We start from the raw sequence: 26,338 nt of genomic DNA, 5'->3' as shown, positions 1-26,338 counted from the left end.
TCAACAGGCAATTTCGTTACGGCTTTTGCACCTTCATGGTGGCTTCCATAGATACAGAAGTCTTGTCAAACGTCAGGCGTACGCCTTTGTCAACCTCTAACGTAATTGTCTCGTCGTCTATTGCTATCAACTTTCCGTGCATACCGCCAATTGTCACAACCGACATGCCCTTGGTGAGGTCTTCACGGAATTTTTTCTGGTCGCGCATCTTCTTTTGCTGCGGACGGATCATGAAGAAATAGAAAACAAGGATAATAGCGCCAAACATAAGCAGCTGAGGCAGCATGCCGGCATCTGGTGCTTGCAAAAAAATATTTTTCATACAAATAGGGTGTTTCTCTTAATAGGTGCGAAGCAAATTAGTTGCGGCGCACCGGACCGTCAGCACCTGCCGTTGGGATGCTGCTAGCCTCTACGTTTCCTTTCATGGAAACTTTTACAATGTTAGGTTCTGTGTTGGCGCGTACCGTAATGGTTGGGTACTGCTGGCCCGACTTGCCGGCGCTGTTAAACTTCACGTCGATTTTGCTCGACTGACCTGGCGCGATGGGCTCCTTCGGCGGCTCTGGCACTGTGCAACCACAAGAGGCCGTGGCACTCTCGATGATCAACGGCGACTTGCCTGTGTTCGTGAACTTGAAGGTATGCTCTACCACTTCGCCCTGCTTGATTGTGCCGAAGTCATACTCCTGCTCCTCAAACGTGATAACCGGCGCGTTGGCGTTGGTGGCCCCGGTCTCGGAGGCAGTTACTACATTGGGGTTCTCGATGGGCTGCGCTTCGTTGCTTTGCATTACAGGTGCTTCGCTGGCCACGGTTTCGTTGCCAGCGTTATTGTCACAGCTCGTCGTGAAAGCGGCTACAGCAAAGCTTGCTGCAAATAATAAGCTCTTTTTCATATCAGTTACGTGATAAGGTATAAATTACAATTTTTCGATGATGTGCTGGGCAAATTCCATCGTGCTTGCCTTTCCGCCAAGGTCGCCGGTACACTCCTCTTTGTTTGCCAGTGTGGCATGCAAAGCCGCCTCAATGCGGTTGGCTTCATCTTTCAAGTCGATGTGATGCAGCATCATGATGGCCGAGCGCAATAAGGCTGTCGGGTTGGCAATGCCCTTTCCGGCAATGTCCGGGGCTGAGCCATGCACAGCCTCAAATATGGCGATGTCGTCACCAATGTTGGCTCCGGCCACCACACCCAGTCCACCGACCAGGCCAGCGCACAGGTCCGACAGAATATCACCGAACAGGTTTGTGGTTACGATAACCTTAAACTGCTCCGGCTTCATCACCAACTGCATGCACATGTTGTCGATGATCTTGTCTTCCATCTGCACGGTTGGGTAATCCTTGGCTATCTCGTCAGCTACGCGCAACAATAAGGCACCCGCATTTTTGAGGATATTGGCTTTGTGCGCTACGGTTATTTTGCCGCAGTTATGCTTTTTAGCATACTCAAACGCCGCACGCACAATTTTCTCGCAGCCCACGCGGGTAACGCGAGAGATGGAGTCTGCAATCTGCAGGCGCTCGTCGAATATCTCCAGGCCAGAGTAAAGGCCTTCGGTGTTCTCACGGAACAGCACCAGGTCCACGTTTTCGAAGCGGGATGCTACACCCGGGGTTGTTTTGGCAGGCCGAACGTTTGAGTAAAGGTCAAACATCTGGCGCAACTGTACATTCACGCTCTTGAAACCCTTGCCTACAGGCGTGGTGATAGGGCCCTTCAGGGCTACTTTGTTAGTGTTCAGAGAAGCTATCAATGTTTGCGGGATCAACTCCCCGATAGCATCAAAAGTGGTTTGGCCGGCGTTTTCTTCCTCCCAGGTTACAGGCACCTTGGCCGCACTGAAAATCGCTTTTACAGCCTCTGTAATTTCCGGACCTATCCCGTCGCCGGGTATTAGGGTAACTTGTTTCATAAATTATAATTCTTTCCTACTGTTGATCTCGTTAATAAGCGAGTCTACATCTCCCAATAATTTCTCGGCTTTATCTTTCGCGTCCTGTATCACGCGCTGCCCTTCAGACTTGGCGCTGGATGGCAGGTTGTCGCTTTTGGCCACCAGTTGCTGCGTCAGGTCGGCCAGCGTGTCGCGGTATTTCTCCAGGCGGTAGCTCAGCCAGCTGCGTGTTTCTCTTCCTTTTTCAGGGGCAAACAGGATACCGGTTAAGGCACCCACAGCAGCGCCTGAAGTAAAAGCCACTAGTACGGTTGTCTTCTTACTCATAGTTTATCGTGCTTATAATATCATGGGTCAGTTCCAATGTCATATTACGGCGTTTTTGCCGCAACGGTCGGCCCAAACAGTAGCGCCCGTTACTTGTTGTCAATCAAGCCGCGGCCTGATTTGCGGATTTCTCCTTTTGTAGTGAGCTCCTGCGCCAGTTTGTCTAAAACGCCGTTAACAAACTGCTTGCTTTTCGGTGTGCTGTACAGCTTCGAGATTTCGATGTACTCGTTGATGGTTACCTTCACCGGTATGCTCCGGAAAATATGCATCTCACAAAGGGCCATCTTTAGAATAATCTTGTCCAGCATGGCTACACGCTCTACATCCCAGTTCTGCACGCTCTCGGCAATCATCACCTCGTACCGTCCCTCTTCCTGCACGGTCTGGAAGTACAGGTCCTCGAAAAAGGTCTTGTCGTCCTCCCAATTTGCAGAAAGGTCCAGCAACTGCACATCCTCCTCTGCTTCCTCCCCGAAAATTTTGATTGTTTTGTTGACCAGGCTGCGCACGATGGATTTGTTCTCCACCCAGTTCAAATCCTGCTCCTCAAACAAAGATTGTAAGTTTTTTTCTTTAAAGATAATGTTTTTGAAAATATGTTTCACCGCCTCCAGGTCGTCTTCAAGAGTGGGTTCAGGCAGCGCCAGGTAGTTCAGGAAGGCCTCGTCCTGCTTCAGGATATTTCTGTAAACCGCCCGAATCTCGCTGATGTCGGAGCCCCAGCTGATATTGCGGCGGATGATATGCTGCTGATAGGATTTGCTCTGCAGCAGGCGCTGCACCACGCGGTTATCCAAGAAGCGTTTCACATCGGGGCCGCTTGCGGCGGTAAAGCGCTTCTCTTTCTTCTCTTCCTCTTCCTCTATCAGGCTGATCAGCACTTCCAGTATCTGCAGGGTGCCTAGGTAATGGTCGTAAATACGCTCCACCGCGCTCAGCATCTGGTTGCCATAGTAGGTATAGTCCTTTTTCAGCAGGTTCTGGTAGTACACGATGGCACGGTTCACTGCATCCAGGGTTTCCTTGTCAGCCTCCTCCGCATCGAACTGCTTCGTTTCGTGCCACTCTTTGAAGAGCAGAGTCGCGATTTGCTTTCTGCCTTCCAGCAGTTTCTTGTCTTGCACTTCCATGGAGTTGAGGTCCGGGGCAAAGTCGTCGCTAATCTGATCCAGCGCCAAAAGGTAGTCTGAACCTACGGCCTGCTTGTAAGCGTAGATCGCCTGCATGGCCTTAATTCGTAGTGTTCTGCGGTTAAGCATATTTTAAAGAACGTATGTTGGGTAAATCTTCCATTATGCTGGCCACCATGTACAGTAGCCAGGTATTCTTGCTAACTTTCTTCTAAAGAGAAGCAGCTGCATTATAGTTCCGCGTGCAAAGGTGGCAAAAAAGCAGCCAGAAATTGCCTCCGGAACCAGTTACTTAGAACGTGGCGCGCACTTTGCCGATGCTCTCAATGCGCTGCTTGGCCATCTTCACGGCTGCTTGCTGGTTGTGCAGGCCCTCACGCTCCGCAAAGTCAAATATATCCAGCGTAAAGCCGTAGATGCGCTCGGTCTGGGCATAAGCCGTGTCGCGGTTATACCCCTGCAGTTCTGAGTATACATTGATCAGGCCACCGGCATTAATCAGGAAGTCCGGCGCATACACTATGCCTTTTTCCACTAGGGCCGGGCCCTGCACATGCTCGTCGCGCAGCTGGTTGTTGGCACAGCCGGCAATTACCCTGCACTTCAGGCGGTCGATGGTATTGGAATTGATGGTGCCTCCAAGGGCGCAAGGCGAGTAAATGTCCACATCCAGGTCATAGATCTCGTCCATCCCTACTATCTGGGCTTTGTACTTCTTGCCTACTTCGCGCAAGCGGTCCTCATAAATATCTGTGATGAATATATTCGCGTTCTCCTTGTGGAGCAGCTCCACCAGGTAAGCGCCCACATGGCCAACGCCCTGTACGGCTATTTTCTTGCCTTCCAGCGAGTCAGAGCCATAGGCTCTTTTGGCCGCGGCTTTCATGCCCATATACGTGCCGTAAGCTGTTACGGGAGATGGGTCCCCGCTACCGCCCATGGCTTCCGGAAGCCCCGAAACGTGTTCGGTTTCCATCCGGATGTATTCCATGTCCTTGGTGGTCATCCCCACGTCCTCCGCCGTGATGTAAGCGCCGTTCAGGTTTTTGATGAATCTCCCGAATTTGCGCAGGAGGGCTTCGTTTTTGTCTTTTTTTGCATCGCCGATGATCACGGCTTTACCGCCTCCCAAGTTCAGCCCGGAGATGGAGGCTTTGTAGGTCATGCCGCGCGACAGGCGCAATACATCGTCCAACGCCTCGGCCTCAGACGCGTAAGACCACATGCGCGTACCGCCCAGGGCCGGGCCCAGCACCGTGTTGTGTATTCCAATAATGGCCTTTAAACCAGTATCTTTGTCGTGGCAGAAAACAACTTTCTCGTGATTGTGTTCTGATAACTGATCGAAGACAGATTTATCCTGACTCAGTCCGACTTGTTTTAACTCGACCATTTAAATTTTTATTATGGGTTGTTCTATCTTTGCGAACACGAGGCCATTGGCGCTCCTCACCCCTTTCGCGCTGCAAAATTAATTCTTTTTTTTAGTATTTCAATTTGTACTTTGTAACACCCACGTAAAAGCCTACAGCTGTAAATCTATCTTGTGAAATCATTACGTTACATAAATAAATACCTATACAAGTATAAATACAGGCTCCTTTTAGGAACCTTGTTTACCATCATCTCCAACTTTTTCCAGATTTTGCCGGCACAGATTGTGCGCCATGCCTTTAACTTAATTAAGGAGGGTATCAGCCTTTTTGGGCTGTACGAGGGGCTGGAGCAGCAGGAACTGGTATACGACATTTTCGCGAAGAGCATTGTGGTGTATGGAGTGCTCATCCTGGTGATGGCATTACTGCGCGGCATCTTCCTGTTCTTTGTGCGCCAGACCATCATCGTGATGAGCCGCTTAATCGAGAACGACCTGAAGAACGACATTTATACCCATTACCAGAGCCTGCCGCTTAGCTTCTACCGCCGCAACAACACCGGTGACCTCATGGCGCGCATCTCAGAGGACGTGAGCCGCGTGCGCATGTATGTGGGGCCGGCCATTATGTATGGCATAAACCTGGTGGTGCTTTTCCTGATGGTGATCCCTTATATGCTCTCCGTGAACGTGAAGCTGACGATGTATACGCTGATCCCGCTGCCGATCCTGGCCATCAGCATCTACTACGTCAACAACATCATCCAGCGCAAATCCGACGAGATACAGAAAAGCCTGTCCGGCATCACCACGTTTGTGCAGGAGGCTTTTTCGGGTATCCGGGTGCTTAAGTCCTTTGTGCGCGAAAGCGACTCGCACAGCAACTTCACCACGGCCAGCAACACCTACAAAGACAAATCGCTGGAGCTGAACTTTGTGAACTCGCTGTTCTTCCCGCTTATCCTGTTTATGATCGGCTTAAGCACCATCATCACCGTGTATGTGGGTGGCCAGGAGGTCATCAACGGCAGCATCACAACGGGTAACATCGCCGAGTTTATCATTTACGTGAACATGCTGACGTGGCCGGTTACTGCCCTGGGCTGGACGGCCAGTCTGGTACAGCGGGCTGCCGCCTCGCAAGAGCGTATCAACGAGTTCATGAACACCAGAAACGACATTGTTTCCCGTGAAAACATCAGTAAATCGATTGAGGGCGACATCGTGTTCGAGGACGTGGACTTCATATACCCCGACACCAACATCCATGCGCTGAAGCATGTATCGTTCGGCATCAAGCACGGCGAGACTTTGGCCGTGATCGGGAACACCGGCTCAGGCAAGAGCACCATCGCTAACCTGCTGCCGCGTATGTATGACGCCACCAGTGGCCGCATCCTGATTGATGGGGTGGATGTGCGCGACTACAATATCCGCAGCCTGCGCAGCCAGATCGGGTATGTGCCACAGGATGTGTTTCTGTTCTCCGACACCATCAGCAACAACATCGGCTTCGGGTTACCCGAGATAACGGAGAAGCAGATGGAGCAGGCCGCCCGGGATGCCGATGTGTACGAGAACATCGCACGCTTCCCGGAAAAGTTCGAGACGAAGCTGGGCGAGCGCGGCATTACCTTATCGGGCGGGCAGAAGCAACGTGTGTCTATTGCACGCGCCTTAGTGCGTGAGCCAAGCATCCTGATCCTGGATGATTCCCTCTCGGCAGTTGACACGAAGACGGAGAACGCGATCCTGAATAGCCTGCGCCGCATCATGCACAACCGTACCAGCATCATCATCTCGCACCGGGTATCGTCGGTGAAACTGGCAGACCGCATCCTGGTGATGGAGGATGGGGAGATTGTACAACACGGCACGCACGAAGAACTGATCAACCAGGATGGGCTTTACAAACAACTCTACGAACGCCAGCTGCAATCTGAGAGCACCGAATAGTTTTCACCGGACTTTTATCGCCCTTCACCTGCCATAGGCGCAACATCCGTCACGGAAAACAGTTTGTGGGATTTTTTTAAAGCAGATTCTGTTATAAGCACGTATAGCAATTCTGTAAACAAAAATCTTTATACATGGCTGTTGACCTACAACAAATCGGAAAGAGGTTCAGGTTTTACACAAACCTGAAAGAGCTGGACATGGAACAGTTAAAATCCATGACTGGCAGCGATGAAACGACACTCTCCAACATCATCTGCGGGCAGAACTACGCGTTGGACGAACTAGTGGCTATTGTAAAGCATTTTGAGGATTTGAACACGCAGTGGCTTATCTATGGAGAGGGCAGCATGTTTAAGCCTATGGGCGAAAATGGCACCTGCCATAACGGCCACAAAGCCAACCTGAAGAAAGACAAAGTCGCGTATTTGGGACAAATGAAGGAAATGCTGCAGGAACTGGACGCAGCCGAGGTTGCCCGTGGCCATCATGCCGATGTGGAAGCCCTGAAAGCGAAACTGGATGCTTTTAAGGCGGCCAACTAATCAGTCATTATTTTATACTATCGGCAAAATGTCAATACACAGTTGTAATGACGTTATGCCTGCTATAATTATAAGTAACGTTAGTCAAGTTATTTTTAGAGCACAAGCATACTAGGGAGGAGCGTTTTATATTGCCTATACCTCCCGTTGTGCAAAAATATCGCTTGCTTTAACTTCGGTTTGTCAGGAGTAAATCGGTGTTTTGCTGACGCCGTTCAGAATCAGGCTGATGGTAAACAGCACATCGCGCTCTATTTTAGGAAAGTCGATGTAAGGAAGCCTGTGAAAGTCCGCCCGTTGAAACTCCTCGAACTGGATCAGGTCCTTCACCACCATCATCGCGTTGCCCACCCGCTCTGCCTCGCACGGAAAGAAGACGCCTTTCTCGATGCCTTCCTTGATGACGGTAGCATAGTAGTTCGCCTCCTTGCCCCTCGACTCCCGGAAAAGCTCCTGGAATGTGGCGCGCGTCTCGACCAGCACTCTGATGGAAATGGTATGCTGCGTCACGATTTCCTGATAGTAGCGCAGCGAGGAGCGCATGTATAGCAGCAGCCGGTCATGGGGGTTGCTCTCGGCATCAGCAATGCGCTTGATGTGCGACAGGCTTTCGCGCCACTCTTTGGAGAAGGCCTCAATAAAGAGCACTTCCTTGCTTTTATAGTAGTAGTACAGCGATGGCTTTTTCATGCCGATGGCCTCGGCAATGTCGTCCAGCGTGGCTTTGCTATAGCCTAACCGGCCAAAAACCGTTTTGGCCGACTCTAGTATGAGCTCTCTCTTAACCTCTGCTTTCTTACCCAAAATTCTCCGCTGTTTTGATACAGGGCCATGCTGCCACTGTACTCAAAGATAAGCTTTTTCCGGTATCTGCAAACGTATATATAGCTCGGGAGTAAAGCATAGCAAATTATCTATGCTTATCCTTAACTGGCTTAGGTATAAATAGCCGGCGCTATTGCTGCACAGGCACTTCCAGCACACCGCGATCTTCCCCAGGAAACCACTCCACGTAAAACTCCTCCAGCTTTAGGTTCTCTTCCTTCGCATAATCGAAGGCGGCACTGTACAGTTTTTGCGGTGCAATGGCCAGGTTAGCAACTACCTCTACGTGCACCACCTGCCGGCCACCCGGCACTGTGCGCAGCTCATACCCTGCAGGCAGGGCAACAGCAGAATCTGGTACAAGCACCCCAATAAACGCCTCAATACTATCGCTGCTGCTCTCAGGGTTGTTGTAGTAGATATTACCAAGCGTGCCATTTAGCGTACCGGCCTTCAGCAAGTCAGCGGATTGCCTGAAAGCTTCTTGCAAAGCCTCGTCATCCATCGAACCCTTAAACGGTATACCTGCTACATACAAGGGCTTTGAAGTGATGACCGAAATATCCGGCGCCGTAAAACCGCCAATGTAGGTATACAGCACGAGCAAAACGATGGCAAAACCCGCCATCAGGTAAAAAAGCTTTTTCATAAATCAATCATGTTCTTGTACTGCATTTTGTAGAGCTGCGCATAGTAGCCGTTGTGCTCCAGCAGTTCTTCGTGGGTGCCTACTTCCTTCAGCTCGCCCCTGTCCAGCACAATAATCTTGTCTGCTTTCTGAATGGTAGAGAGGCGGTGCGCGATGACAATGGAGGTACGGCCATGCATTAGCTGATCGATGGCGTACTGGATGAGTTCCTCTGTTTCGGAGTCAACGCTGGAGGTGGCTTCGTCGAGGATGATGATCTCTGGGCTGTATACCATGGCCCGCACGAACGAGATCAGCTGCCGCTGGCCCACCGAAAGCGTAGCCCCCCGCTCCATTACCTTATAATCCAGCCCGCCCGGTAACCGCTCGATGAACTTGCGTGCACCCACCAGGTCGGCGGCCTCCCAAATCTGCTCTTTGGTGATGGCCTTGTTGCCTAGCGTAATGTTATCGGCGATAGAGCCGGAGAACAGGAACACATCCTGTAGCACGACCCCAATATGGTGGCGCAGCACGCTCAGGTCATACTCCTGCAGGTCGTGCCCGTCGATCACAATATGGCCTTTGTTTATGTCGTAGAAACGGTTCAGGAGGTTGATGACGGAGGTCTTGCCGGCACCTGTCGCCCCCACGAAAGCAATCGTTTGGCCGGCCTTCACCTCAAACGACAAATCGCGCAATACCCAGTCCTCCTCGTTATAGGCAAACCATACATTCCGGAAGCTTACATCGCCTTTAATTTTGTCCGGGGCATAGGCACCGTTGTCGGCAATCATCTCTTTGCTATCGATCAGGCGCATCAAACGCTCGGTGCTTACCACGCCTAGCTGCAACGTATTGAAACGGTCGGCTATCATCCGGATCGGGCGGAAGAACATCTGGATGTACAAGATAAAAGCCATCAGCGTACCCAGCGAGGTTTCGTTCTCAATAACGCCATGTGCCCCATACCATACCAACAGGCCCAGGCCCGCCGCACTGATAATCTCAGCCACCGGATAGTAAATGGAGTAGTACAGCACCGACCGGATGTTGGCGCGGGTATGCTCTTTGTTGATTTCTTTGAACTTGTCCATCTCGCGCTCCTCGTTATTGAAGATCTGCACAATGCTCATCCCCGTGATGTGCTCCTGCACAAAGGAATTGAGCCTGGAAACCGCCGTGCGCACCTCCTGGAAAGTGCCTTTTATCTTCTCTTTGAAGATGTAAGTACTGATGATCATGAGCGGGAACGTAGAAAGGCTCACCAGCGTCAGTTCCCAGTCGATGTAGAACATGAAGCCCACAATGAACACCAACTGCAGGATATCGCCGATCATCGCCGCCAATCCCTCACTAAACACGTCAGAGAGCGTTTCCACATCCGACACATTCCGGGTAACCAACGTACCGATCGGTGTGCGGTCGAAGAACTTAAGTCGCAGGTCCAGGATGTGGCGGTAGAGCTTGATGCGGATGTCGCGGACCACGTGCTGCCCCAGCCAACCGGCAAAGTAGGTATGGAGGTACTGCACGATGGCATGCACCACCAGCAGCACGCCCAAAATCACGAACATGCGGTTCAGGCCCTCCCAATCGTTGTTCAAGATATCGTTGTCTACGGTATACTGAATCAGGAAAGGGCGCAGCGCCGCCAGCACGGCCGAGGCAAAGGTTAAGAAAACGATGAAGTAAAACGTTTTGATGTATGGCTTCACGAACGTAAAGAGTCGCTTCAGCACATCGGCATCAAAGGCGTTTCCACTGGTTTTAGGTTTATCTTCCAAAATAAGTAATGCTAATGATATTTGGCCAGGGGACTGCCTGCTCCTGCGCTTCCCTGTTTAACCATCTGTAAAGTTAATAGTTTTACGGGAAGGGGTTGTTTTGAATCTCAAATTAAGCAGTTGCCGGGTATAACCGGCTATTGCCTCAGGCTGTAACGTCTATACCCTGCTTTACCGGGTCCAACCACCCCTAGCCCTCCTTGGCTTTAGAGGGCCCTACCCCTAGGCAGGGAGTTTTACCTCTCCCCAGCCCTCCCCTAAAAACAGGAGAGGGAGTTTTATACCTTCTCCTGCATAGTTTACAGAGTATCGCTTTTCCTGGTGCATTATACCTATTAAGGAGTCGCTATGAAAGCTGAACCAGTAGAAGCAGACTCCCCTCCTTAGACAAGCAAGGCCGTTAAGTTCTACCTGATTCTGGCGGGAATCTCCAGATTCGTGTCTTAAAGTTAATGTTGAGTCTCCGACTCAACTGGCCCAGAGGGCCAGAAAATAGTAGGACACGAGCGAGGACGCTCGCGCCATGACTTAATATAATGTGGAACTTAACGGCCCTACCTCCTTAGACAAGGAGGGGCTGGGGGTGGTTGGACCCGGCACGTATAAAAGCAACTTTGAAAGTTCAATTTAGGCGACTACTCCACGTCAAGCAACCCCTCCGGGTACTCCACTCGCACCAGGAACAAACCTTCTGCCGGCGCAGCCCCACTCGACTGGCTGCGGTCCTGGCTGGCGATGATCTGCTCGAACTGGGGTACTGTCAGCTTGCCGCGGCCTACGTCTACCAGTGTGCCCACGATCAGGCGCACCATGCCGCGCAGGAAGCGGTTGGCCCGGATTGTGAAGACCAGCTCCTCGCCCTGCTGCTGCCATACCGCCTGGTAAATATTGCAGCGGTAGTGCTTGGTGTCGCCTTTTACCTTGCTGAACGTGGTGAAGTCCTCGTGCTGCAGCAGGGTGGCAGCGGCCAGGTTCATCTGCTCCACATCCAGTGGGCGGCTGTGGTAATATGCGTGATAGCGCCGGAAGGGGTTTCGGGCGAAGGTGATGTGGTAGTGGTAAGTGCGGGCATACGCGTCGAAGCGGGCGTGCGCGTCGTTAGGTACCCGGTATAGATTGATCGCGGAAATATCGGCGGGCAAAATGCGGTTGAGGCGGAATACAACCTGTGGGGTGTCCAGCTCCTGCACGGCATCGAAATGCACAAACTGCTGGCTGGCGTGCACGCCGGTGTCAGTGCGGCCGCTGCCGGTAGAACTGATGGGCTGCCGCAGCACCTTGCTCAGGCAATCGTCCAACACCTCTTGCACCGCCAGCGCGTTGGGCTGCGTCTGCCAGCCATGGAAGCGCGTGCCGTCGTAAGCTATCTCTAAAAAATAACGCATCCCGCAAAGGTAAAAAATAACCCGCAAGCAACAGGTGCCTGCGGGTTGTATGATGTGGTTTAAAATACACAGGTTCAGGCTTGAGCTTATTGCCCTTCTGCCGTCTTACGCTTCATGTAACGCTCTTCTATCTCATCCATCACGATGTTGGCCAGGTGTTGCAATGTTTTCTGGTCGCTTTCCGAGAACTCCCGTGGCTCTTTATCTACCAGGCAAAAAGTGCCAATGTTCAGCCCGTCTTTTGTCTTAAGTGGCGCCCCTGCGTAAAAGCGTAATCCGAAACCACCCGTCACCAACGGATTCGCCAGTAAGCAAGGCTCTGCCAGCGCGTTCTCAAATACAGTCAGGTCATCGTTCAGCACGGCCAGCGAGCACAGGCTTTCGCCGCGCGGCACACTCTTCACACCTTCCATGCCCACGTTGGCCTTAAACCACACGCGCTCTGCATCTACTAACGAGATCAGTGCAATCGGTACGTTAAACATATGTGTGGCCATTGCGGCTACATGGTTGAAAGCTCCTTCCTGTGGTGTATCTAAGATTTCGTACTCTCTCAGTTTCTGCAGTCTCTCTTCTTCATTATCAGGGATTAAATTAATCCCGACAAAAGTATTCTTCATCTTATCTTCCGTCACGTTCAGTTATTCTATCAGCAAAAGTAGCGATAGTAAGTTTTTAATCCGACACATCGGTATTTTTCTGCAAAAACAGTTTTGCATCCGTATGCATTGGCTCCCCCCTGTTCGGCCCTTGCATTTTTAAACTGATGGGGAGGCCTTATGTTTACAGCTTTTCGTAAACCACGGCAACCCCCTGCCCTACGCCTACGCACATGGTAGCCAGGCCGTAGCGCACATGGTCACGGCGCTTCATCTCGTGCAACAGAGTGGCGGAGATGCGGGTACCGCTTGCCCCCAGCGGGTGGCCGATGGCAATAGAGCCTCCGTTCACGTTTATTTTTGCCGGGTCAAGGTTCAGTTCGCGCATACAGGCCACCGCCTGTGAGGCAAAAGCCTCGTTCAGCTCGATCAGGTCGAGGTCGTTTACCGTCAGCCCTGCGCGTTTGAGTGCTTTTTGGGTGGCTGGCACCGGTCCAATACCCATATGGGCGGGGTCTACGCCGGCTACGGCAGCCGATACCACGCGCGCCATCGGGGTCAGGTTATAGCGCTTCAGCACCTCCTCGCTCACCACCATGGCTACCGCCGCCCCGTCGTTTATACCAGATGAGTTGCCTGCCGTCACGCTTCCGCCTTTCTTAAAAGCCGGGCTCAGGCTACCTAGTTTCTCGACAGAAGACAAACGCGGGTGCTCGTCGGTGTCGAACACAAGGTCGTCGCCTTTGCGCTGCGGAATGTATACCGGCACAATCTCGTCCTTGAACTTACCGGCTTCTGCCGCAGCTTTATACTTCACCTGCGAGCTGTGGGCAAACTCGTCCTGGGTTTCACGTGAAATGCCGTAGCGCTCGGCCACGTTCTCGGCTGTCTCACCCATCCCGAAAGGGTAATGCAGTTTCGAAAGGTTCTCGTTGATGAAGCGCCAGCCAATGGTGGTATCGTAAATCTCAGCAGTGCGCCCAAAGGCCGTTTCTGATTTGCCCATTACAAAAGGGGCGCGCGTCATGCTTTCCACGCCACCGGCCAGGTATACCTCCCCATCGCCACACGAAATGGCCCGCGATGCGTCTATGATGGATTGCAAACCAGAGGCGCAAAGCCGGTTTACGGTAACACCGCCGATGCTCTCGGGCAACTGCGCCAGCAGCACCGCCATGCGAGCCACGTTGCGGTTGTCTTCGCCCGCCTGGTTGGCGGCCCCCATCACCACATCTTCGATAAGCGTAGGATCCAGGTTGGGGTTACGAGCTACTATTTGCCTCAGCACATGCGCCGCCATGTCATCGGGACGCACAGTGCTCAGTGCGCCGCCAAATTTCCCGACCGGGGTCCTGAGAATATCTACAATATAAGCTGTGCCCATTTATGATTTTAGTTTTACAGGTCTTTGTCTAATTTTGCATCTTCATTGCAAGTTAAATTAACCCCTTTATGATACAAAGAATTCAAACCGTATTTCTGTTCCTGCTGATTGTGGCGATGGTTGCTGTGCTTTTCCTGCCCCTTTGGTCTAAAACCGATGCCGTAACCGGCGAAACCGTAGTACTGACGGCCTGGAACCTAAAATCCACCATCCTGAACGCTGACGGAGACCCTACTGGTCCCGGCACTCTTCCTCAACGCGGCACTATTATCATCGGCTTGTTGGCTATTGCCGCCGCTGTAGTGGCCGCTTATGAGATTTTCCAGTTCAAAAGCCGCCTGAACCAGATGAAGCTGGGCCTTTTAAACACATTGGTGCTGGCCAGCTTGATTGGCAGCATCCTGTATTACGCCCTGTATGTGGGCACCGACATGGTGCAGGCCGAGGGCAACGGCTCTTATCACGCTGGCTTTTACATGCCGCTGCTGGCCCTACTCCTCAATGCCCTCGCCAACCGCTTCATCAAGCGCGATGAGGACCTGGTGCGCTCCGTAGACAGGCTGAGGTAATTTTGAATAACTGAATTTTGAGTGACTGAACTTAATATCACTCTTAATAAGAAGCCGCTTCTGGATATGATTTCCGGAAGCGGCTTCTTTGATTAAATATTACCTGTAGCCAATGACAAGTATATTCCACGACCTTGACAAGGATTATTTATCGGCAGATGTAAACCCACCCCTACCCCTCCGAGGAGGGGAATTTCACTTGCTTAGAAATAAAGGGTAAGCATATTTATTAAGTGATTTTATGCTGCTTTAGCTATAATGGAAATAATGATATGCATATAGGAACAATTCCCCTCCTCGGAGGGGTTAGGGGTGGGTTAATCGTGCACAAATGAAACGTATTATCATCCCGTACAAACCTTATCTTAAAGACCTGGCAAAACAACTTCGCCAGAATAGTACGCTTTCAGATATCCTGCTTTGGGATGTGTTAAGAAACAGGCAATTGCTTGGCCTGGACTTTGACAGGCAGAAACCTCTCGATAATTTCATTGTTGACTTTTACTGTAAGGAGCTGATGTTGGCAATTGAAGTAGATGGGGATAGCCACGATTACAAATACGAAGAAGATATTATCAGGCAACAAACGCTTGAAAAGCTAGGTGTTAGCTTTCTTCGGTTTGATGATGCTGAAGTAAAGCATAACCTGCGCAATGTTATCCGGGAAATTGAGGCATGGGTTTTGGAAATCCAGCAGATGTAAACCCACCCCTAACCCCTCCGAGGAGGGGAATTGTTCCCAGCACTACTGGACTCTAAAACTCTCTAACTCAAAATCACCTTCTGCTTCTGCTGTACTCCTCCAGTTCGCGCACGCTGCTGTCGAAGCGGAAGAGGTCGTAGATGTAGTAGAAGTGCTCGCGGTCGCAGATGTAATCGTAGGCGTATTTGGCGAATTCTACTTGTGAGTGATCATAGTCGAACGCTTGCAGGATGCGCTTGAGGTCTTCGGCCATAATGCTGCTGTGGCGCACGGCGTCGCGGGCGATGCTCAGTTTGGTGCTCTCGAAGCTGCGGGCACGCATGGTTTCCAGCAGGCGGTCGAGCTCGCGGCCGGTGAGCAGGTTGCGGCATTGGGGGGTATAACGGTCGTCGTGGCGCGGGGGGTATGGGTCGCGGTCATAGTCGTTGTAGCGGTCGGGGTAGCGGGGCTGTGGCCTGCCGATGGGTGGCGCAAAAGGCACTTCGCTGACCAAGCGCAGGTAGGCTTTCCCGCTCCGGCCATGGGTGCGCACCATGTAAGTAGCCTCCACGCCGTTGGGCACCAGAATCCGTTGGCCCAGTTGGTACACGCCGTGCCGCGTCCGCACTTTCAACTCTACGTTATGCCTGCCCGGCCGTAGTGGCGCTATGCGCACAAAGTTGGTGGCTGTTGGGTTGATGGTGCGGTCGTCGAGCTTCAGGTAGAAGGCCTCGCCCCGTTCGGCGGTGAAGGTAACAACGGCATTTTGTGCGAATACCGGCAAGGCCAGCAGCACTAGCAGGAGCGGAAGTAGAAGCTTTTTCATCGGAAGTATAGGTTTTAGCTTATACTTCCGATGAAGCCAATTATTATGCCAGAGTGGCTTTACTTCAGATTGTAGTTGATGCCTATACCTGCCGATTTGCCCTCGTAGTAGTTCCAGGCCGGGCGGCTGAAGTAAAAGTTCTTGTAGAGCAGGGTTGCGTCGGCGTACAAATCCAGTCGCTTGCTGAGGCGGTAGTTGAGCGTTAAGCCGCCGGTGGCGATCAAGTCGAAAGTCATGGATTGTTCATCGTACAGCACTGTCTCCGCGCCATCCAGTTCCCTCGTTGCCCGGGCTTTGATATGCCCGAAAATAGGAGCTATGGAGGCATGTGCGTATAGCTGCAGCCGCTTGTGCGGATTGAACGGCGTAAACTTGAACGTAATTGGCACAGCTATACCTCGTAGGCGCTGATAGTCATATGTGTGATACACGCTGTCTGCTGATATGTAATCAATCCCATATCCACTTCCTCCATTAACACCATATCCGATGCCAACTTGCACAGTTGCTCTCTTGCTGAGTCTGTAGCCGTAGTAAACGTTTGCAATCGGAATAATGCTTCCAAACGTTTTGTATTTCCGATCGCCCATAACCGGATAGCTATTACTGCTCAGGCTCAAGCCTACAAAGTACCTACTTTCGGTAGAATCAGGGGCTGGGGATGACTGGGCTGTTGCGGTGAGCGAGCAGAGTAGCAGCAGAAGTGATAAGAGTGTTTTCATAGGGTGGAAGGTTATAGTTAATAAGATGCTAAATTGCCCAGTTTAGAAGTTGTAGTTTACGCCCAACGCCAGCGGCCTCGGGTTAGAGTCAGCATAATTGCTTTGCTTCCCTACTACTTTGTATAAAGGACTTACTTTCCCATACCCCTCTAATCGTTTGCTAATTTTATAGTTAAGAATAACACCAGCAGTAAAAATGGTATAAATCCCAGAGTCATGGGCATCAAACATGATATCTGTCTTTCCGTCAAGTGTTTCTGTTCGCCTGTCGCTTACTTCTCCTATAATTGGAATGAGGGAGGCCGTGGCGAATACATTTAGCCGCCTGCCCGGGTTGAACGGGGTTAGCTGTAACGTTATCGGAATCGCCAGCCCACGGTTGCTTAGCCGCGTGCTTTTATAGATAGTGCTATCGGCTGTCTTGAAATAAATAGATTCGAAATTATCATCCGTCTCGCCATAAGCGAGCCCAACTTGTATACTTGCTCTTTCGCTAAGCCTGTAGCCAACATGCACATGCGCCACAGGCGTAAACATACCGCTAACACTTTTAGCGTGATTACTGATAAGGTAAGAAATTGTACTTAGCTCAACTCCTACATAGAATTTACTCTCGGTAGTGTCAGGTGCTGAAGATGATTGTGCTGTTGCGGTCAGCGAGCAAAGCAGCAGAAGTGACAAGAGTGTTTTCATAGGGTGTGGGGTCTTTAACAGATGCGCTTTATAAGCGCGGGGGAGTAAAGTTGTTTTTCATAAAATAAAGATGTGGTTTGGTTAAACTTATCGCAATGTATGTCACAACTTCATTTAAAAAAAGGTCATTTTACCAATTTTTGTAACATTATAAATCTTGACATTATTGTTAAAAATTACCTTTAACTCACTATTAACATGGTATTTAACATTAATAATTTTGTTATTATTTATAAAATTTGAAACATCATTGCAGCGGTACATGCAAAAAAAAAAACCACGGGCGCGTTGCCTGTGGTTTGTATGTTGGTGCGCCCGCAACAGCTGGCGCTGAAAAAGCTGTGCCTTACCCCTCGTAATAAAACTCGCCGTGCTTGCTCCGGATGGTCAGCTCGTTGCTGTTGCTCTTCTTTACGCGGCCGATAATCTGCGCCTCCACACCAAAGCTTTTCGAAATGTCGATCAAATCCTGGGCGTGTTCTTCGGGCAGGTATATCTCGAGGCGGTGGCCCATGTTAAAGACTTTGTACATCTCTTTCCAGTCGGTATGGCTCTGCTCCTGTATGATGCGGAACAGCGGCGGCACCGGAAACAGGTTGTCCTTCACGATGTGCACCTTGTCGGTAAAGTGCAGCACCTTGGTTTGCGCGCCGCCGCTGCAATGCACCATGCCGTGTATGTTTTGGCGGTGTGCCTTTAGTATCTCCATCACAATAGGCGCATAGGTACGCGTCGGCGACAGTACCAGTTTGCCTATCTCCATACCGGTTTCCTTGTCCACGTCTGTCAGGCGCTTGCTGCCGGAGTATACCAAGTCGGCGGGCAGTTCGTGGTCATAGCTCTCGGGGTATGAGGCGGCCAGGTATTTATGGAACACGTCGTGGCGGGCCGAGGTAAGGCCGTTGCTGCCCATACCGCCGTTGTACTCGTCTTCGTAAGTGGCTTGCCCGTAAGAGGCAAAGCCCACGATCATGTCGCCGGGCTGTATGGTATGGTTCGAGATCACCTCGTCGCGGCGCATGCGGGCCGTCACGGTGCTGTCCACGATGATGGTGCGCACCAGGTCGCCCACGTCAGCGGTTTCGCCACCGGTGCTGTAAATGCCCACGCCGTTGTCGCGCAGCATCTGCAAGGTTTCCTCGGTGCCGTTGATGATGGCGGCAATCACCTCGCCGGGTATCAGGTTCTTGTTACGCCCGATGGTAGACGACAGCAGGATGTTGTCTGTCGCGCCCACGCACAGCAGGTCGTCGGTGTTCATTACCACGGCATCCTGGGCAATGCCCTTCCACACGCTCAGGTCGCCGGTCTCTTTCCAGTACATATAGGCCAGCGATGATTTGGTGCCGGCCCCGTCGGCGTGCATGATGGCGCAGTACTCCGGGTCGTTGGTCAGGATGTCGGGGATGATTTTGCAGAAAGCCTTCGGGAAAAGGCCCTTGTCGATGTTCTTGATGGCGTTGTGCACATCTTCCTTGGAGGCAGAAACGCCGCGGCGCAAATATCTATTCTCTTCCATAGCTCTGGATGGTTTGCCTGCAAATTTAAGAAAGCCCACGGCATTCGCGCCAGGAAAGGGTATAAATTAAGCAGATATCGTGTTTTCAGATTCTGTAATGCCCGTTGCAACCCTTGCATCACTATTTGACTCCTGCTCTATATAACCTCACACTATCCGTATGAAAAACAAACTGATTCTCCCCTTGCTGAGTGCGCTGGCACTGGCAGCCTCTCCCCTGCGCGCCCAGGAGTTACCCACTCCCAAACCGCAGGCCGTCGCACCTTACAAATTCTCGGCTGGTTTGCGGGTTAGTATGTTTGGCCCGTCGGGTACCCTGCCCGAGTTGCGCCTGAAGTATTTTGTCAAACCTGAAGCCGCATTGGAGCTGCAGGTGGGCAAAGTTGGCTTCCGCGAATCGTATCAGGCCTCGCTGCACTACCTATGGCAACCGCAACTGCTCACGTCCAACAGGCTGCGGCCCTATGCCGGTCTTGGCCTGGGCCTGACAGGTACCACCCGTGATGTGCACTACGAAGAACAGCCCCTCCAAACGAACCTGGTCGGCATTGCTACCATCGGCCTTGAGTATACCTTCCCGAAGGCACCCATCGCCCTGTCACTGGACTACCGCCATACCTTTGCAGGGTATAAAACTGATCAATTTAAGGACGTGCCCTTGCGGCGCATGAACAACATTGGCCTCAGTGTGAAATACCTGATAAGGTAACGTTGGGTATAAAACATTCCGACCATTGAGAGATCTGAAGTGGGTTTACTCATACAGATCTCTCCCGATGGTCGAGATGATAACATGGTTATAGGTATGGCCTAAATAAAGTCTTAACACACCGGGCTATTTATACCCTGCCTTTTATACCCTGAAAATCCAGATACAGTGAAACAAAAAAGAGCCGCAGAAGACTAACTCCTGCGGCCCGCTTGCTCTTGTAGCGCTACACTGATTATTACTGTATACGCACTACCTTGAACTCGGTACGGCGGTTGCGCTGATGCTCTTGGTCTGTGGTGGCATTGCGCACTACAGGGCGGCTCTCGCCATACCCCTTCGCCGTGATGCGGGAGCGGTCAATGCCTTTTGAGATGATGTATTCCACGGCAGACTCCGCACGGCGCTGCGACAGCTTCTGGTTATACACATCGGTACCGCGCGCATCGGTATGCGAGCTAAGCTCAATGGAGATGCCCGGATTATCATTGAGCACCTGCACCAGTTTATCCAGCTCAGTGGCCGCATCCGGGCGAATATCTGCTTTGTCGAAGTCGTAGAAGATGTTCTCCAGCACAATGGCTTTCTCTTTCACGATCTCGTTCAGCACCAGCGTGGCCGTCAGGCGCACTTCGTTGGTTTCGTCGGTCAGTTCTGCCTGCGGTGGCATTTTCCCGTCAGTCGTCACCTGTTCACGCGCCGTAAAGAAACCGGGCTTTTCAGATACCAAAGAGTAAGTAGAGGCAGAGTCAAGGGGAAAGGTAAACTGACCTTTTTCGTTAGTGGCTGCAATGCGCAGTTCCTGGCCGCTGGCATCCTGTAGTACTACTTTGCTATACGGCACCAGGGTACGCTCGCCGGTTCCCTCACGCTGCTGGTACAGGGTTCCGTCCACAAAGAAATCCACCTGCTTGCGGCCACTTTTCACGAAACGGTAGATATCATCACCGCCTTTGCCGCCCTCGCGGTTAGACGAGAGGTAGCCCGTGTTCCCTTTTCCGACAAAGAAGCCAAAATCGTCGCCCGGTGAGTTGATGGGTGTACCCATGTTCACCGGTTTTCCGTTCTCAACCCGGAACAGGTCGAGGTTACCCAATCCCGGCAAACCATCCGAGGCGATGTATAATGTACCATCCGGCCCTACCGACACAAAGCTCTCGTTGCCGGGGGTGTTGATGTCCGGACCTAAATTTTCAGGCTTGGAAAAGCGCCCGTTGTCGTCCAGGGTTGTTTTGTAGATATCGTTGCCGCCCAGGCCTCCCCGGCGGTTAGAAGAAAAGTAAAGCGTTTTGCCGTCTGGTGAGAATGCGGGTGAGGAATCCCAGGCCTCGCGGTCACTGATGCCCAGGAGTTGCGGTGCCGTCCAGGTGCCGCCCCGGAGGTTAGACACAAACAGATCCACATTGCGGCGTCCTTTTTTGGTACCTTCGTTGCCCCGGGCAAACACCATGGTGCGCCCCTCGTTCGTGAAGGTTGCCAGGGCATCGTGCAAATCCTCGGCGTTTACGCCCTGAAGGGCTTGCACAGTACTGGCAGAGTCAGAAAGGGTGGCAGTGTATAAATCTAAAAAGCCCTCGCCATTACCCGCGTATACCTCTGCAGCCCCTCGGGTAGACGAAAACACCAGTTTATCATCCAGCACATAAGTCCCAAACTCCGAAGCCGCAGTGTTCAACGCCTCCAGGTTCATGATCTGGTACGGAGAGCTTTTGCCCAGTAGCGCGTCGATATTACTGAGGTTCTCGATCTCGCGGGCGGCCTGCGCCTTTAACTGCGGACTGGCCCCAACACGAACATAATCCTGCAGCTGCCCAATCGCCTCATCGTACTGCCCTTTGGCTTTTAAAGCAAGGCCATAGTAAAAGTAGGCGTCCTCTTTGCGGTAGTTGGCATCCAGGGCGGCTTTGTAATACGGCATGGCCTCGGCCAGTCGGTTAGAGCGGCGGTAAGCCTCCGCTATCTTGTAATTCAGCTCTCCCGCCTTGCCCTCGTTGCCCAAGCCTTTTTTGTATACCGCAATGGCCCGCTCATATTCTTCCGCCCCAAAGCGCTTATCGCCTTTTCCGATGTAATAACCTGTGCCGCACGCTCCCATCAGTAGCATAAGCAGCAGGGCGGCACTAAATGTTTTCAGGTGTTGCGCGATAACGGGAATGGTCAGCTTTGAATGCATGAACAGGTATGGTTAGGGTTTTCCGGATCAGAAATAACGGGAAAGCCAGCTGGTACCAGCCGGTTTCGGCCAGGACTGCTGCAAGTCTCCGTAATTGTTTACCAACGTATCGAAGTACAAGGTGTTTTGATTAATCTCTCCTGCCGCTACCTTCTGCTTAAGTTCCTGCATGGGCACTAACTGCACCTGCCCCTCTTTTTGGAAAGCTAATTGGGTGCGGTCAAAGAATGTAACCTGCAAGTGCTGCTCCAGGTCCCGCACAAATGCCACAGACTTATCAATAGAGCATCCGCTGGCTGCCCCCGCCGACTCGTTGTTGGCCAGCACCAGAAACTGGTTGTGCAGCAACTCTGCCGACGCCTGCAAGTCTTTGCCGTGGCTGCTCCACTCTTCAGCAAAACGCTGGAGCAAAGGTTTTATTTCAGCCTGCTCAGCCGCTGTCAGTGGTCGGTTGGCCTGGTATATCCACAGGCGGGCCTGCGGTGGTAATTCATTGAAAGCAATATACATATTGATTGTTAATTGTTAGTTGTTGATTGTTTTTCTCTACAGAGACGCTCTCTGATGTTTTAGCTTATATGAAGGTTATATCTCGCTTCACGTATCGCTAGGCGAAACAGGTGCACGGTTCCTGAGCCAGCCACAAAACATCAATCAGCCATAAACAATCAACAATCAGGTATTACTTTGAAAGCCCCTCTGCCTGTGCAATCAGTTCTGCAATGTCGAAAACTTGTACGTTTTCTTCCTGGTCCTTGTTCTTTACGCCGTCGTTCATCATGACCATGCAAAACGGGCAGGCCGTGGCAATCACGCCTTTCCCAGCACCGCCCAATGTGGCCAGGGCCTCTTCGGTGCGCTCAATGTTAACGTCTTTTGTTCCGGGCTCCGGCTCCTTAAACATTTGGGCACCGCCGGCACCGCAGCAAAGGCCATTGGCTCGGCTGCGTTTCATCTCTACCAGGTCAGCATCCAGGGCTGCCAGCACTTCGCGTGGCGCTTCGTAAATATTGTTGGCGCGCCCCAGGTAGCAGGAGTCGTGGAAGGTAATGCGGCGGCCTTTAAAAGCCTCGCCTCCCTTTACGGCCACCTTACCCGCATCAATCAGTTGCTGCAGGTAAGTGGAATGGTGAATCACCTCGTAATTACCCCCCAGGTCCGGGTATTCATTCTTGAGCGTGTTAAAGCAATGCGGACAGGCCGTCACGATTTTCTTCACGTTGTAAGCATTCAGCACCTCGATGTTGGTGATGGCCTGCATCTGGAACAGGAACTCGTTGCCGGCACGCTTGGCCGGATCGCCAGTACAGCTCTCCTCAGTGCCTAGCACCGCATACTTCACGCCCACGTGCTCCAATATCTGCACAAAGGCGCGAGTCACTCTTTTATAGCGGTCATCGAAAGCGCCGGCGCAGCCTACCCAAAACAGAATCTCAGGCTCTTCGCCGTTGGCAGCCATTTGCGCCATAGTCGGCACTTTCACTAATCTCTTATTCTCTTCCATCTGTCATTTGTGAAGACATTAGATTTTAGATGCTAGACTTTAGACAATGTTGCTTTCAGTAAAGCATTGATCCTAATCTAAAATCTAAACATCTAGTATCTATCGTCTTAAATAAAAAAGTTAATTTTTACTAGGCACATACAGCTCATCAGCCCAATTGAAACGGTCTGAAGGCGAGAAGGCCCACGGTGCGCCGTTGTTCTCGATGTTGGTGAACATAGCGTTGAGCGAGGCCGGGGCAGCAGACTCTTCCAGCACCAGGTAGCGGCGCAGGTCCATGATCGTGGAAAGCTGATCGATGTTGACAGGGCATGACTCCACGCAGGCATTGCACGAGGTACAAGCCCAAAGCTCCTCCGGGGTAATGTAACCGCGCAACAGCTCTTTCTCCTCCGTCACCGGCACGCGCTCTTCGCCCATCGCCTTGTAGTGGTTCGGCTTGAAGATAGCCGGGTGCTCGCCCTTCTCCTCCATCCGGTCGCGGGTATCCATCACAATCTTGCGCGGCGAGAGCAGTTTGCCGGTGATGTTGGCAGGGCATACAGAAGTACAGCGGCCGCACTCGGTGCAGGTATAGGAGTCCATCAGCTGCTTCCAGGACAGGTCCTCCACATCCTTCGCGCCAAAGCGCTGAATGATGGGAGCCCCATCTGCATCTGTTTCTGGCGCAGGCGGCTGGTAGCTTGGGTCCAGCATCGCCTTAATTTCATGGGTAATGGCCGGATTTGTCGTGAACTTACCCTTTGGCAACAGCTTGGAGTAATACACGTTCGGGAAGGCCATGATGATGTGGAAGTGCTTGGAGCTTGGCAAATAGTTCATAAACGCCAGGATGCCCAGTATATGGAACCACCAGCCTACGCGGCCAATCACGTACAGCGTATCGGGGTCGCTCCCAAGGGCATCCACAAACAGCGAACTGACAGGGTACACCCCGGCAAGGTGCGTCCCGCGTAGCTGCGCCAGCTTCAGGTCTGAGATGTTGAAGGCAAAAAGCGCCAGCATCAGCACAATCTCTGTGACAAGAATGATGTTCGCATCCAGCTTCGGCCAGGCGCGCATCTCCACGCCTCTCGCCAAGCGCGGCACCTTCGTTACGTTTCTGCGCCACATAAACATGACGCAGGCGATGATCACCAAGGCGGCCAGCACCTCATTCACAGCCATGAGGCCACTATAAAGCACACCGGCAAAACCCAGGATGCGGTGCGTGCCGAAAATACCGTCAATCAGGATTTCCAGCACCTCGATGTTAATCACCAGGAAGCCCACATAAACAAACAGGTGCAACACTGCAGGCAGCATGCGCTTAAACATTTTCTGCTGTCCAAAGGCTACCAGCAATGTTTTGTTGATCCGCTCTCCCGGATTGTCTTCCAGTTCAACATCCCGGCCCATCAGCACGTTTTTGCGGATTTTCCGGATCTGCCACACGAACAGGCCTATGCCCAAAGCGGCTACGATCAAAAAGATAATGTTCTCTATTCCTATCACGGCAAACTATTCGTTATACATACTAATTATAGCTAAAGATAGCAGAATACGCAGAACAATGTACGCAGGCGGAACTTTTTAAAATATTTTTCCGGATAATATTTGCTACTTAAAAGTTAGTTACTACTTTTGCATACCCTTACGAAACAAGGGCAAACAACAAGAGCTGGTGATGTAGCTCAGTTGGTAGAGCAAAGGACTGAAAATCCTTGTGTCGTTGGTTCGATTCCAATCATCACCACCAGCAAAACCCTCTCCTTAACCGGCGAGGGTTTCTTGTTTTTGTGCCTCTATGTACCCTGAAGCGCATTTCTCAGCTTCCGACATGGGTTTGACACAGTGGCTTCCCCTCCTTCAGCAGAATGCTTCGGGCAGACTCTCTGCCACTGTAATTAACGGACCATTGCTACGGTTGTTGGCTCATTTACTGTCTCACAAAAACAGCATTCTACCGCTATCCACCAGACTCTAAGGCATATAGCTTTTACAGTTTGTGCGCAGCTCTTGTAGCGCCGCCGAATAACCAAGTTGGTATGCTCTGGAAAAGTTAACACAGGCGGAGTCCTCTTGCTGCTGCACCAGTTCCAATTTACCGAGCAGGTAATGCACCCGTCCGTTTTCATGATCCTGCACAAGGGCGGCCTTGTAGTCCCGCTCCGACAATTCATACTGCCCTGCCTTAAAATAACCGAAGCCTCTGTAGGTAAGTGCTGGCACCTGGACAGTTCCCTCCGGGCTGTGCGTCAGGTATACTGTAAAATCCTGGATGGCAGGCTGCAGCTTCTGCAGGTAAAACAGGCGTACCTCGCCCCGGACCATGTGCGCCGGCCACAGTGTGGGGTCTAGCTGCAATGCCTTGGTCAGGTCCTGCTCAGCCCGTTGATACTGCTGCAATTGCTGGTAACAACGCCCACGCATGTAATAGTCTTGCGCCGAAGGCGTCTCCCGCAGCGCAATTGCTTGGTTCAGGTCTTGGAGAGCAGCCTTGTAGTTCTCGTAAAAATCAAGCTCTATACCTGCCCGTGCCCTGTACGCAGCCGCATTGTCGGGCATAAACTGTATGGCATCGGTCAGCAAACGGTGGGCGCTGCTATATTTGCCATCGTCGATATAGGTTACAGCAGTTTTATACTTGTCCTGCCCCGTTACGTGGTCCATCGTGAACTTTAGCAGCATACTGAAGAACAGCACGCCCGTTACAAAGCCAAGGGTGATATACCAGTCTTTGCGGGAGAAGCGGTTGGGTTTAGGCCCGCGTTTCTTGTAGTGCCGCTCTGTTACGCCCGCTGGCTGCCGGGTATAGGCGTAGCGTTGGTTATAAGGCTGGTGGGGCGGGTGCATAGCCACGCGCTGCTGGTCACGCTGCAGCTGCAGGCGCATGTCGTAGCGGGCACGTTTGCCAGGGTTTGAGAGAGTTTGGTAAGCCGTATTCACTAGCTTGAACAGCTCTTCGGCCCGTGCGTTCCCGGGATTCTTGTCTGGGTGATATTTAATGGCAAGCTGCTTATAGGCGGTCTTCACCTCTTTGGCCGAGGCATCCGGACTTACTCCTAAAACGCTATAGAAATTGTAATTCAAACAGATGAAAGGCTGAAAAAG

26 protein-coding genes and 1 tRNA gene are annotated in these 26,338 nt (G+C 51.8%); 6 read left to right on the top strand and 21 right to left on the bottom strand.

Annotated features, from left to right (window positions below; all coding sequences use genetic code 11):
* Positions 1 to 16 precede the first annotated feature (16 nt).
* From yajC to ACXYMU_RS12190, 6 genes are all read right to left on the bottom strand, one after another.
* A complete protein-coding gene (gene yajC / locus ACXYMU_RS12215) occupies positions 17 to 322 on the bottom strand; it encodes a preprotein translocase subunit YajC (RefSeq protein ID WP_458986676.1) in 306 nt (101 codons plus the stop codon).
* A gap of 37 nt (positions 323 to 359) precedes the next feature.
* The gene (locus ACXYMU_RS12210) at positions 360 to 899 is read right to left on the bottom strand and encodes a DUF1573 domain-containing protein (protein WP_458986675.1); all 540 of its coding nucleotides are present in this window, start codon (positions 897 to 899) and stop codon (positions 360 to 362) included.
* A gap of 24 nt (positions 900 to 923) precedes the next feature.
* Entirely contained in the window at positions 924 to 1,922 is a 999-nt protein-coding gene (locus tag ACXYMU_RS12205) for an isocitrate/isopropylmalate dehydrogenase family protein (protein WP_458986674.1), read from the bottom strand.
* Between the two features lie 3 nt (positions 1,923 to 1,925).
* Complete coding sequence (locus ACXYMU_RS12200) at positions 1,926 to 2,231, bottom strand: YtxH domain-containing protein (RefSeq protein WP_458986673.1); 306 nt, start codon at positions 2,229 to 2,231, stop codon at positions 1,926 to 1,928.
* 89 nt (positions 2,232 to 2,320) lie between these two features.
* Positions 2,321 to 3,493 (bottom strand): transcription antitermination factor NusB, encoded by a 1,173-nt coding sequence (gene nusB, locus ACXYMU_RS12195; RefSeq protein ID WP_458986672.1) that lies wholly within the window; start codon positions 3,491 to 3,493, stop codon positions 2,321 to 2,323.
* A 163-nt stretch (positions 3,494 to 3,656) separates the two neighbouring features.
* The gene (locus ACXYMU_RS12190; protein WP_458986671.1) at positions 3,657 to 4,757 is read right to left on the bottom strand and encodes a Glu/Leu/Phe/Val family dehydrogenase; all 1,101 of its coding nucleotides are present in this window, start codon (positions 4,755 to 4,757) and stop codon (positions 3,657 to 3,659) included.
* 153 nt (positions 4,758 to 4,910) lie between these two features.
* On the opposite strand from ACXYMU_RS12190, the gene ACXYMU_RS12185 reads away from it, so the two are divergent.
* Entirely contained in the window at positions 4,911 to 6,695 is a 1,785-nt protein-coding gene (locus tag ACXYMU_RS12185) for an ABC transporter ATP-binding protein (protein WP_458986670.1), read from the top strand.
* Positions 6,696 to 6,829: 134 nt separating this feature from the next.
* Positions 6,830 to 7,240, top strand: coding sequence for a hypothetical protein (locus ACXYMU_RS12180; RefSeq protein ID WP_458986669.1), 411 nt, complete (start codon positions 6,830 to 6,832; stop codon positions 7,238 to 7,240).
* A gap of 183 nt (positions 7,241 to 7,423) precedes the next feature.
* On the opposite strand, the gene ACXYMU_RS12175 is transcribed toward ACXYMU_RS12180, so the two are convergent.
* From ACXYMU_RS12175 to ACXYMU_RS12150, 6 genes are all read right to left on the bottom strand, one after another.
* Positions 7,424 to 8,044: a TetR/AcrR family transcriptional regulator gene (locus ACXYMU_RS12175; protein WP_458986668.1), complete on the bottom strand. Its 621-nt coding sequence runs from the start codon at positions 8,042 to 8,044 to the stop codon at positions 7,424 to 7,426.
* Between the two features lie 151 nt (positions 8,045 to 8,195).
* Positions 8,196 to 8,714 carry a GyrI-like domain-containing protein gene (locus tag ACXYMU_RS12170; protein ID WP_458986667.1) on the bottom strand — a complete coding sequence of 173 codons (519 nt, stop codon included), beginning with the start codon at positions 8,712 to 8,714 and terminating at the stop codon, positions 8,196 to 8,198.
* Positions 8,711 to 10,480: an ABC transporter ATP-binding protein gene (locus tag ACXYMU_RS12165; protein ID WP_458986666.1), complete on the bottom strand. Its 1,770-nt coding sequence runs from the start codon at positions 10,478 to 10,480 to the stop codon at positions 8,711 to 8,713. The genes ACXYMU_RS12170 and ACXYMU_RS12165 overlap by 4 nt, the downstream gene beginning before the upstream one ends.
* Before the next feature lie 635 nt (positions 10,481 to 11,115).
* Positions 11,116 to 11,865 (bottom strand): tRNA pseudouridine(38-40) synthase TruA, encoded by a 750-nt coding sequence (truA, locus tag ACXYMU_RS12160; RefSeq protein WP_458986665.1) that lies wholly within the window; start codon positions 11,863 to 11,865, stop codon positions 11,116 to 11,118.
* Between the two features lie 86 nt (positions 11,866 to 11,951).
* Positions 11,952 to 12,485, bottom strand: coding sequence for a GAF domain-containing protein (locus ACXYMU_RS12155; protein WP_458986664.1), 534 nt, complete (start codon positions 12,483 to 12,485; stop codon positions 11,952 to 11,954).
* A gap of 163 nt (positions 12,486 to 12,648) precedes the next feature.
* Entirely contained in the window at positions 12,649 to 13,848 is a 1,200-nt protein-coding gene (locus tag ACXYMU_RS12150) for a thiolase family protein (protein WP_458986663.1), read from the bottom strand.
* A gap of 68 nt (positions 13,849 to 13,916) precedes the next feature.
* Between ACXYMU_RS12150 and ACXYMU_RS12145 the strand changes: the two genes are divergently transcribed.
* A complete protein-coding gene (locus ACXYMU_RS12145) occupies positions 13,917 to 14,417 on the top strand; it encodes a DUF4293 domain-containing protein (RefSeq protein WP_458986662.1) in 501 nt (166 codons plus the stop codon).
* A 331-nt stretch (positions 14,418 to 14,748) separates the two neighbouring features.
* Complete coding sequence (locus ACXYMU_RS12140; protein ID WP_458986661.1) at positions 14,749 to 15,120, top strand: endonuclease domain-containing protein; 372 nt, start codon at positions 14,749 to 14,751, stop codon at positions 15,118 to 15,120.
* A 73-nt stretch (positions 15,121 to 15,193) separates the two neighbouring features.
* Here the strand turns inward: ACXYMU_RS12140 and ACXYMU_RS12135 are convergent, their stop codons facing one another.
* From ACXYMU_RS12135 to ACXYMU_RS12120, 4 genes are all read right to left on the bottom strand, one after another.
* Positions 15,194 to 15,925: a DUF4476 domain-containing protein gene (locus ACXYMU_RS12135; RefSeq protein ID WP_458986660.1), complete on the bottom strand. Its 732-nt coding sequence runs from the start codon at positions 15,923 to 15,925 to the stop codon at positions 15,194 to 15,196.
* A gap of 59 nt (positions 15,926 to 15,984) precedes the next feature.
* Positions 15,985 to 16,647 carry an outer membrane beta-barrel protein gene (locus ACXYMU_RS12130; RefSeq protein WP_458986659.1) on the bottom strand — a complete coding sequence of 221 codons (663 nt, stop codon included), beginning with the start codon at positions 16,645 to 16,647 and terminating at the stop codon, positions 15,985 to 15,987.
* Positions 16,648 to 16,689: 42 nt separating this feature from the next.
* On the bottom strand, positions 16,690 to 17,340 hold the full coding sequence (locus ACXYMU_RS12125) for an outer membrane beta-barrel protein (protein ID WP_458986658.1): 651 nt from the start codon (positions 17,338 to 17,340) through the stop codon (positions 16,690 to 16,692).
* A 346-nt stretch (positions 17,341 to 17,686) separates the two neighbouring features.
* Positions 17,687 to 18,859, bottom strand: coding sequence for an AIR synthase related protein (locus ACXYMU_RS12120; protein ID WP_458986657.1), 1,173 nt, complete (start codon positions 18,857 to 18,859; stop codon positions 17,687 to 17,689).
* 160 nt (positions 18,860 to 19,019) lie between these two features.
* Between ACXYMU_RS12120 and ACXYMU_RS12115 the strand changes: the two genes are divergently transcribed.
* Entirely contained in the window at positions 19,020 to 19,568 is a 549-nt protein-coding gene (locus ACXYMU_RS12115; RefSeq protein ID WP_458986656.1) for a hypothetical protein, read from the top strand.
* Positions 19,569 to 19,806: 238 nt separating this feature from the next.
* Here ACXYMU_RS12115 and ACXYMU_RS12110 read toward each other — a convergent pair whose 3' ends face one another.
* The 4 genes from ACXYMU_RS12110 to ACXYMU_RS12095 all read right to left on the bottom strand — a co-directional run bounded on the left by ACXYMU_RS12110 (position 19,807) and on the right by ACXYMU_RS12095 (position 24,739).
* Complete coding sequence (locus ACXYMU_RS12110; RefSeq protein WP_458986655.1) at positions 19,807 to 21,741, bottom strand: OmpA family protein; 1,935 nt, start codon at positions 21,739 to 21,741, stop codon at positions 19,807 to 19,809.
* Between the two features lie 27 nt (positions 21,742 to 21,768).
* Positions 21,769 to 22,251 (bottom strand): hypothetical protein, encoded by a 483-nt coding sequence (locus ACXYMU_RS12105; protein WP_458986654.1) that lies wholly within the window; start codon positions 22,249 to 22,251, stop codon positions 21,769 to 21,771.
* Positions 22,252 to 22,423: 172 nt separating this feature from the next.
* On the bottom strand, positions 22,424 to 23,245 hold the full coding sequence (locus ACXYMU_RS12100; protein WP_458986653.1) for a (Fe-S)-binding protein: 822 nt from the start codon (positions 23,243 to 23,245) through the stop codon (positions 22,424 to 22,426).
* Between the two features lie 120 nt (positions 23,246 to 23,365).
* Positions 23,366 to 24,739 carry a 4Fe-4S dicluster domain-containing protein gene (locus tag ACXYMU_RS12095; protein ID WP_458986652.1) on the bottom strand — a complete coding sequence of 458 codons (1,374 nt, stop codon included), beginning with the start codon at positions 24,737 to 24,739 and terminating at the stop codon, positions 23,366 to 23,368.
* 168 nt (positions 24,740 to 24,907) lie between these two features.
* Between ACXYMU_RS12095 and ACXYMU_RS12090 the strand changes: the two genes are divergently transcribed.
* Positions 24,908 to 24,983 (top strand) — tRNA-Phe (locus ACXYMU_RS12090).
* 224 nt (positions 24,984 to 25,207) lie between these two features.
* Here the strand turns inward: ACXYMU_RS12090 and ACXYMU_RS12085 are convergent.
* The gene (locus tag ACXYMU_RS12085; protein WP_458986651.1) at positions 25,208 to 26,317 is read right to left on the bottom strand and encodes a J domain-containing protein; all 1,110 of its coding nucleotides are present in this window, start codon (positions 26,315 to 26,317) and stop codon (positions 25,208 to 25,210) included.
* Between the last annotated feature and the right edge of the window lie 21 nt (positions 26,318 to 26,338).

The organism is Pontibacter sp. CAU 1760 (genome assembly GCF_054482735.1).
This window is presented reverse-complemented; position numbering and strand designations above follow the sequence as displayed.

Excerpts from the sequence above, each read along its gene's own strand:
- yajC (WP_458986676.1), bottom strand. The coding sequence starts at position 322 with ATGAAAAATATTTTTTTGCAAGCACCAGATGCCGGCATGCTGCCTCAG.
- ACXYMU_RS12210 (WP_458986675.1), bottom strand. The coding sequence starts at position 899 with ATGAAAAAGAGCTTATTATTTGCAGCAAGCTTTGCTGTAGCCGCTTTC.
- ACXYMU_RS12205 (WP_458986674.1), bottom strand. The coding sequence starts at position 1,922 with ATGAAACAAGTTACCCTAATACCCGGCGACGGGATAGGTCCGGAAATT.
- ACXYMU_RS12200 (WP_458986673.1), bottom strand. The coding sequence starts at position 2,231 with ATGAGTAAGAAGACAACCGTACTAGTGGCTTTTACTTCAGGCGCTGCT.
- nusB (WP_458986672.1), bottom strand. The coding sequence starts at position 3,493 with ATGCTTAACCGCAGAACACTACGAATTAAGGCCATGCAGGCGATCTAC.
- ACXYMU_RS12190 (WP_458986671.1), bottom strand. The coding sequence starts at position 4,757 with ATGGTCGAGTTAAAACAAGTCGGACTGAGTCAGGATAAATCTGTCTTC.
- ACXYMU_RS12180 (WP_458986669.1), top strand. The coding sequence starts at position 6,830 with ATGGCTGTTGACCTACAACAAATCGGAAAGAGGTTCAGGTTTTACACA.
- ACXYMU_RS12170 (WP_458986667.1), bottom strand. The coding sequence starts at position 8,714 with ATGAAAAAGCTTTTTTACCTGATGGCGGGTTTTGCCATCGTTTTGCTC.
- truA (WP_458986665.1), bottom strand. The coding sequence starts at position 11,865 with ATGCGTTATTTTTTAGAGATAGCTTACGACGGCACGCGCTTCCATGGC.
- ACXYMU_RS12155 (WP_458986664.1), bottom strand. The coding sequence starts at position 12,485 with ATGAAGAATACTTTTGTCGGGATTAATTTAATCCCTGATAATGAAGAA.
- ACXYMU_RS12150 (WP_458986663.1), bottom strand. The coding sequence starts at position 13,848 with ATGGGCACAGCTTATATTGTAGATATTCTCAGGACCCCGGTCGGGAAA.
- ACXYMU_RS12145 (WP_458986662.1), top strand. The coding sequence starts at position 13,917 with ATGATACAAAGAATTCAAACCGTATTTCTGTTCCTGCTGATTGTGGCG.
- ACXYMU_RS12140 (WP_458986661.1), top strand. The coding sequence starts at position 14,749 with ATGAAACGTATTATCATCCCGTACAAACCTTATCTTAAAGACCTGGCA.
- ACXYMU_RS12135 (WP_458986660.1), bottom strand. The coding sequence starts at position 15,925 with ATGAAAAAGCTTCTACTTCCGCTCCTGCTAGTGCTGCTGGCCTTGCCG.
- ACXYMU_RS12130 (WP_458986659.1), bottom strand. The coding sequence starts at position 16,647 with ATGAAAACACTCTTATCACTTCTGCTGCTACTCTGCTCGCTCACCGCA.
- ACXYMU_RS12125 (WP_458986658.1), bottom strand. The coding sequence starts at position 17,340 with ATGAAAACACTCTTGTCACTTCTGCTGCTTTGCTCGCTGACCGCAACA.
- ACXYMU_RS12120 (WP_458986657.1), bottom strand. The coding sequence starts at position 18,859 with ATGGAAGAGAATAGATATTTGCGCCGCGGCGTTTCTGCCTCCAAGGAA.
- ACXYMU_RS12115 (WP_458986656.1), top strand. The coding sequence starts at position 19,020 with ATGAAAAACAAACTGATTCTCCCCTTGCTGAGTGCGCTGGCACTGGCA.
- ACXYMU_RS12110 (WP_458986655.1), bottom strand. The coding sequence starts at position 21,741 with ATGCATTCAAAGCTGACCATTCCCGTTATCGCGCAACACCTGAAAACA.
- ACXYMU_RS12105 (WP_458986654.1), bottom strand. The coding sequence starts at position 22,251 with ATGTATATTGCTTTCAATGAATTACCACCGCAGGCCCGCCTGTGGATA.
- ACXYMU_RS12100 (WP_458986653.1), bottom strand. The coding sequence starts at position 23,245 with ATGGAAGAGAATAAGAGATTAGTGAAAGTGCCGACTATGGCGCAAATG.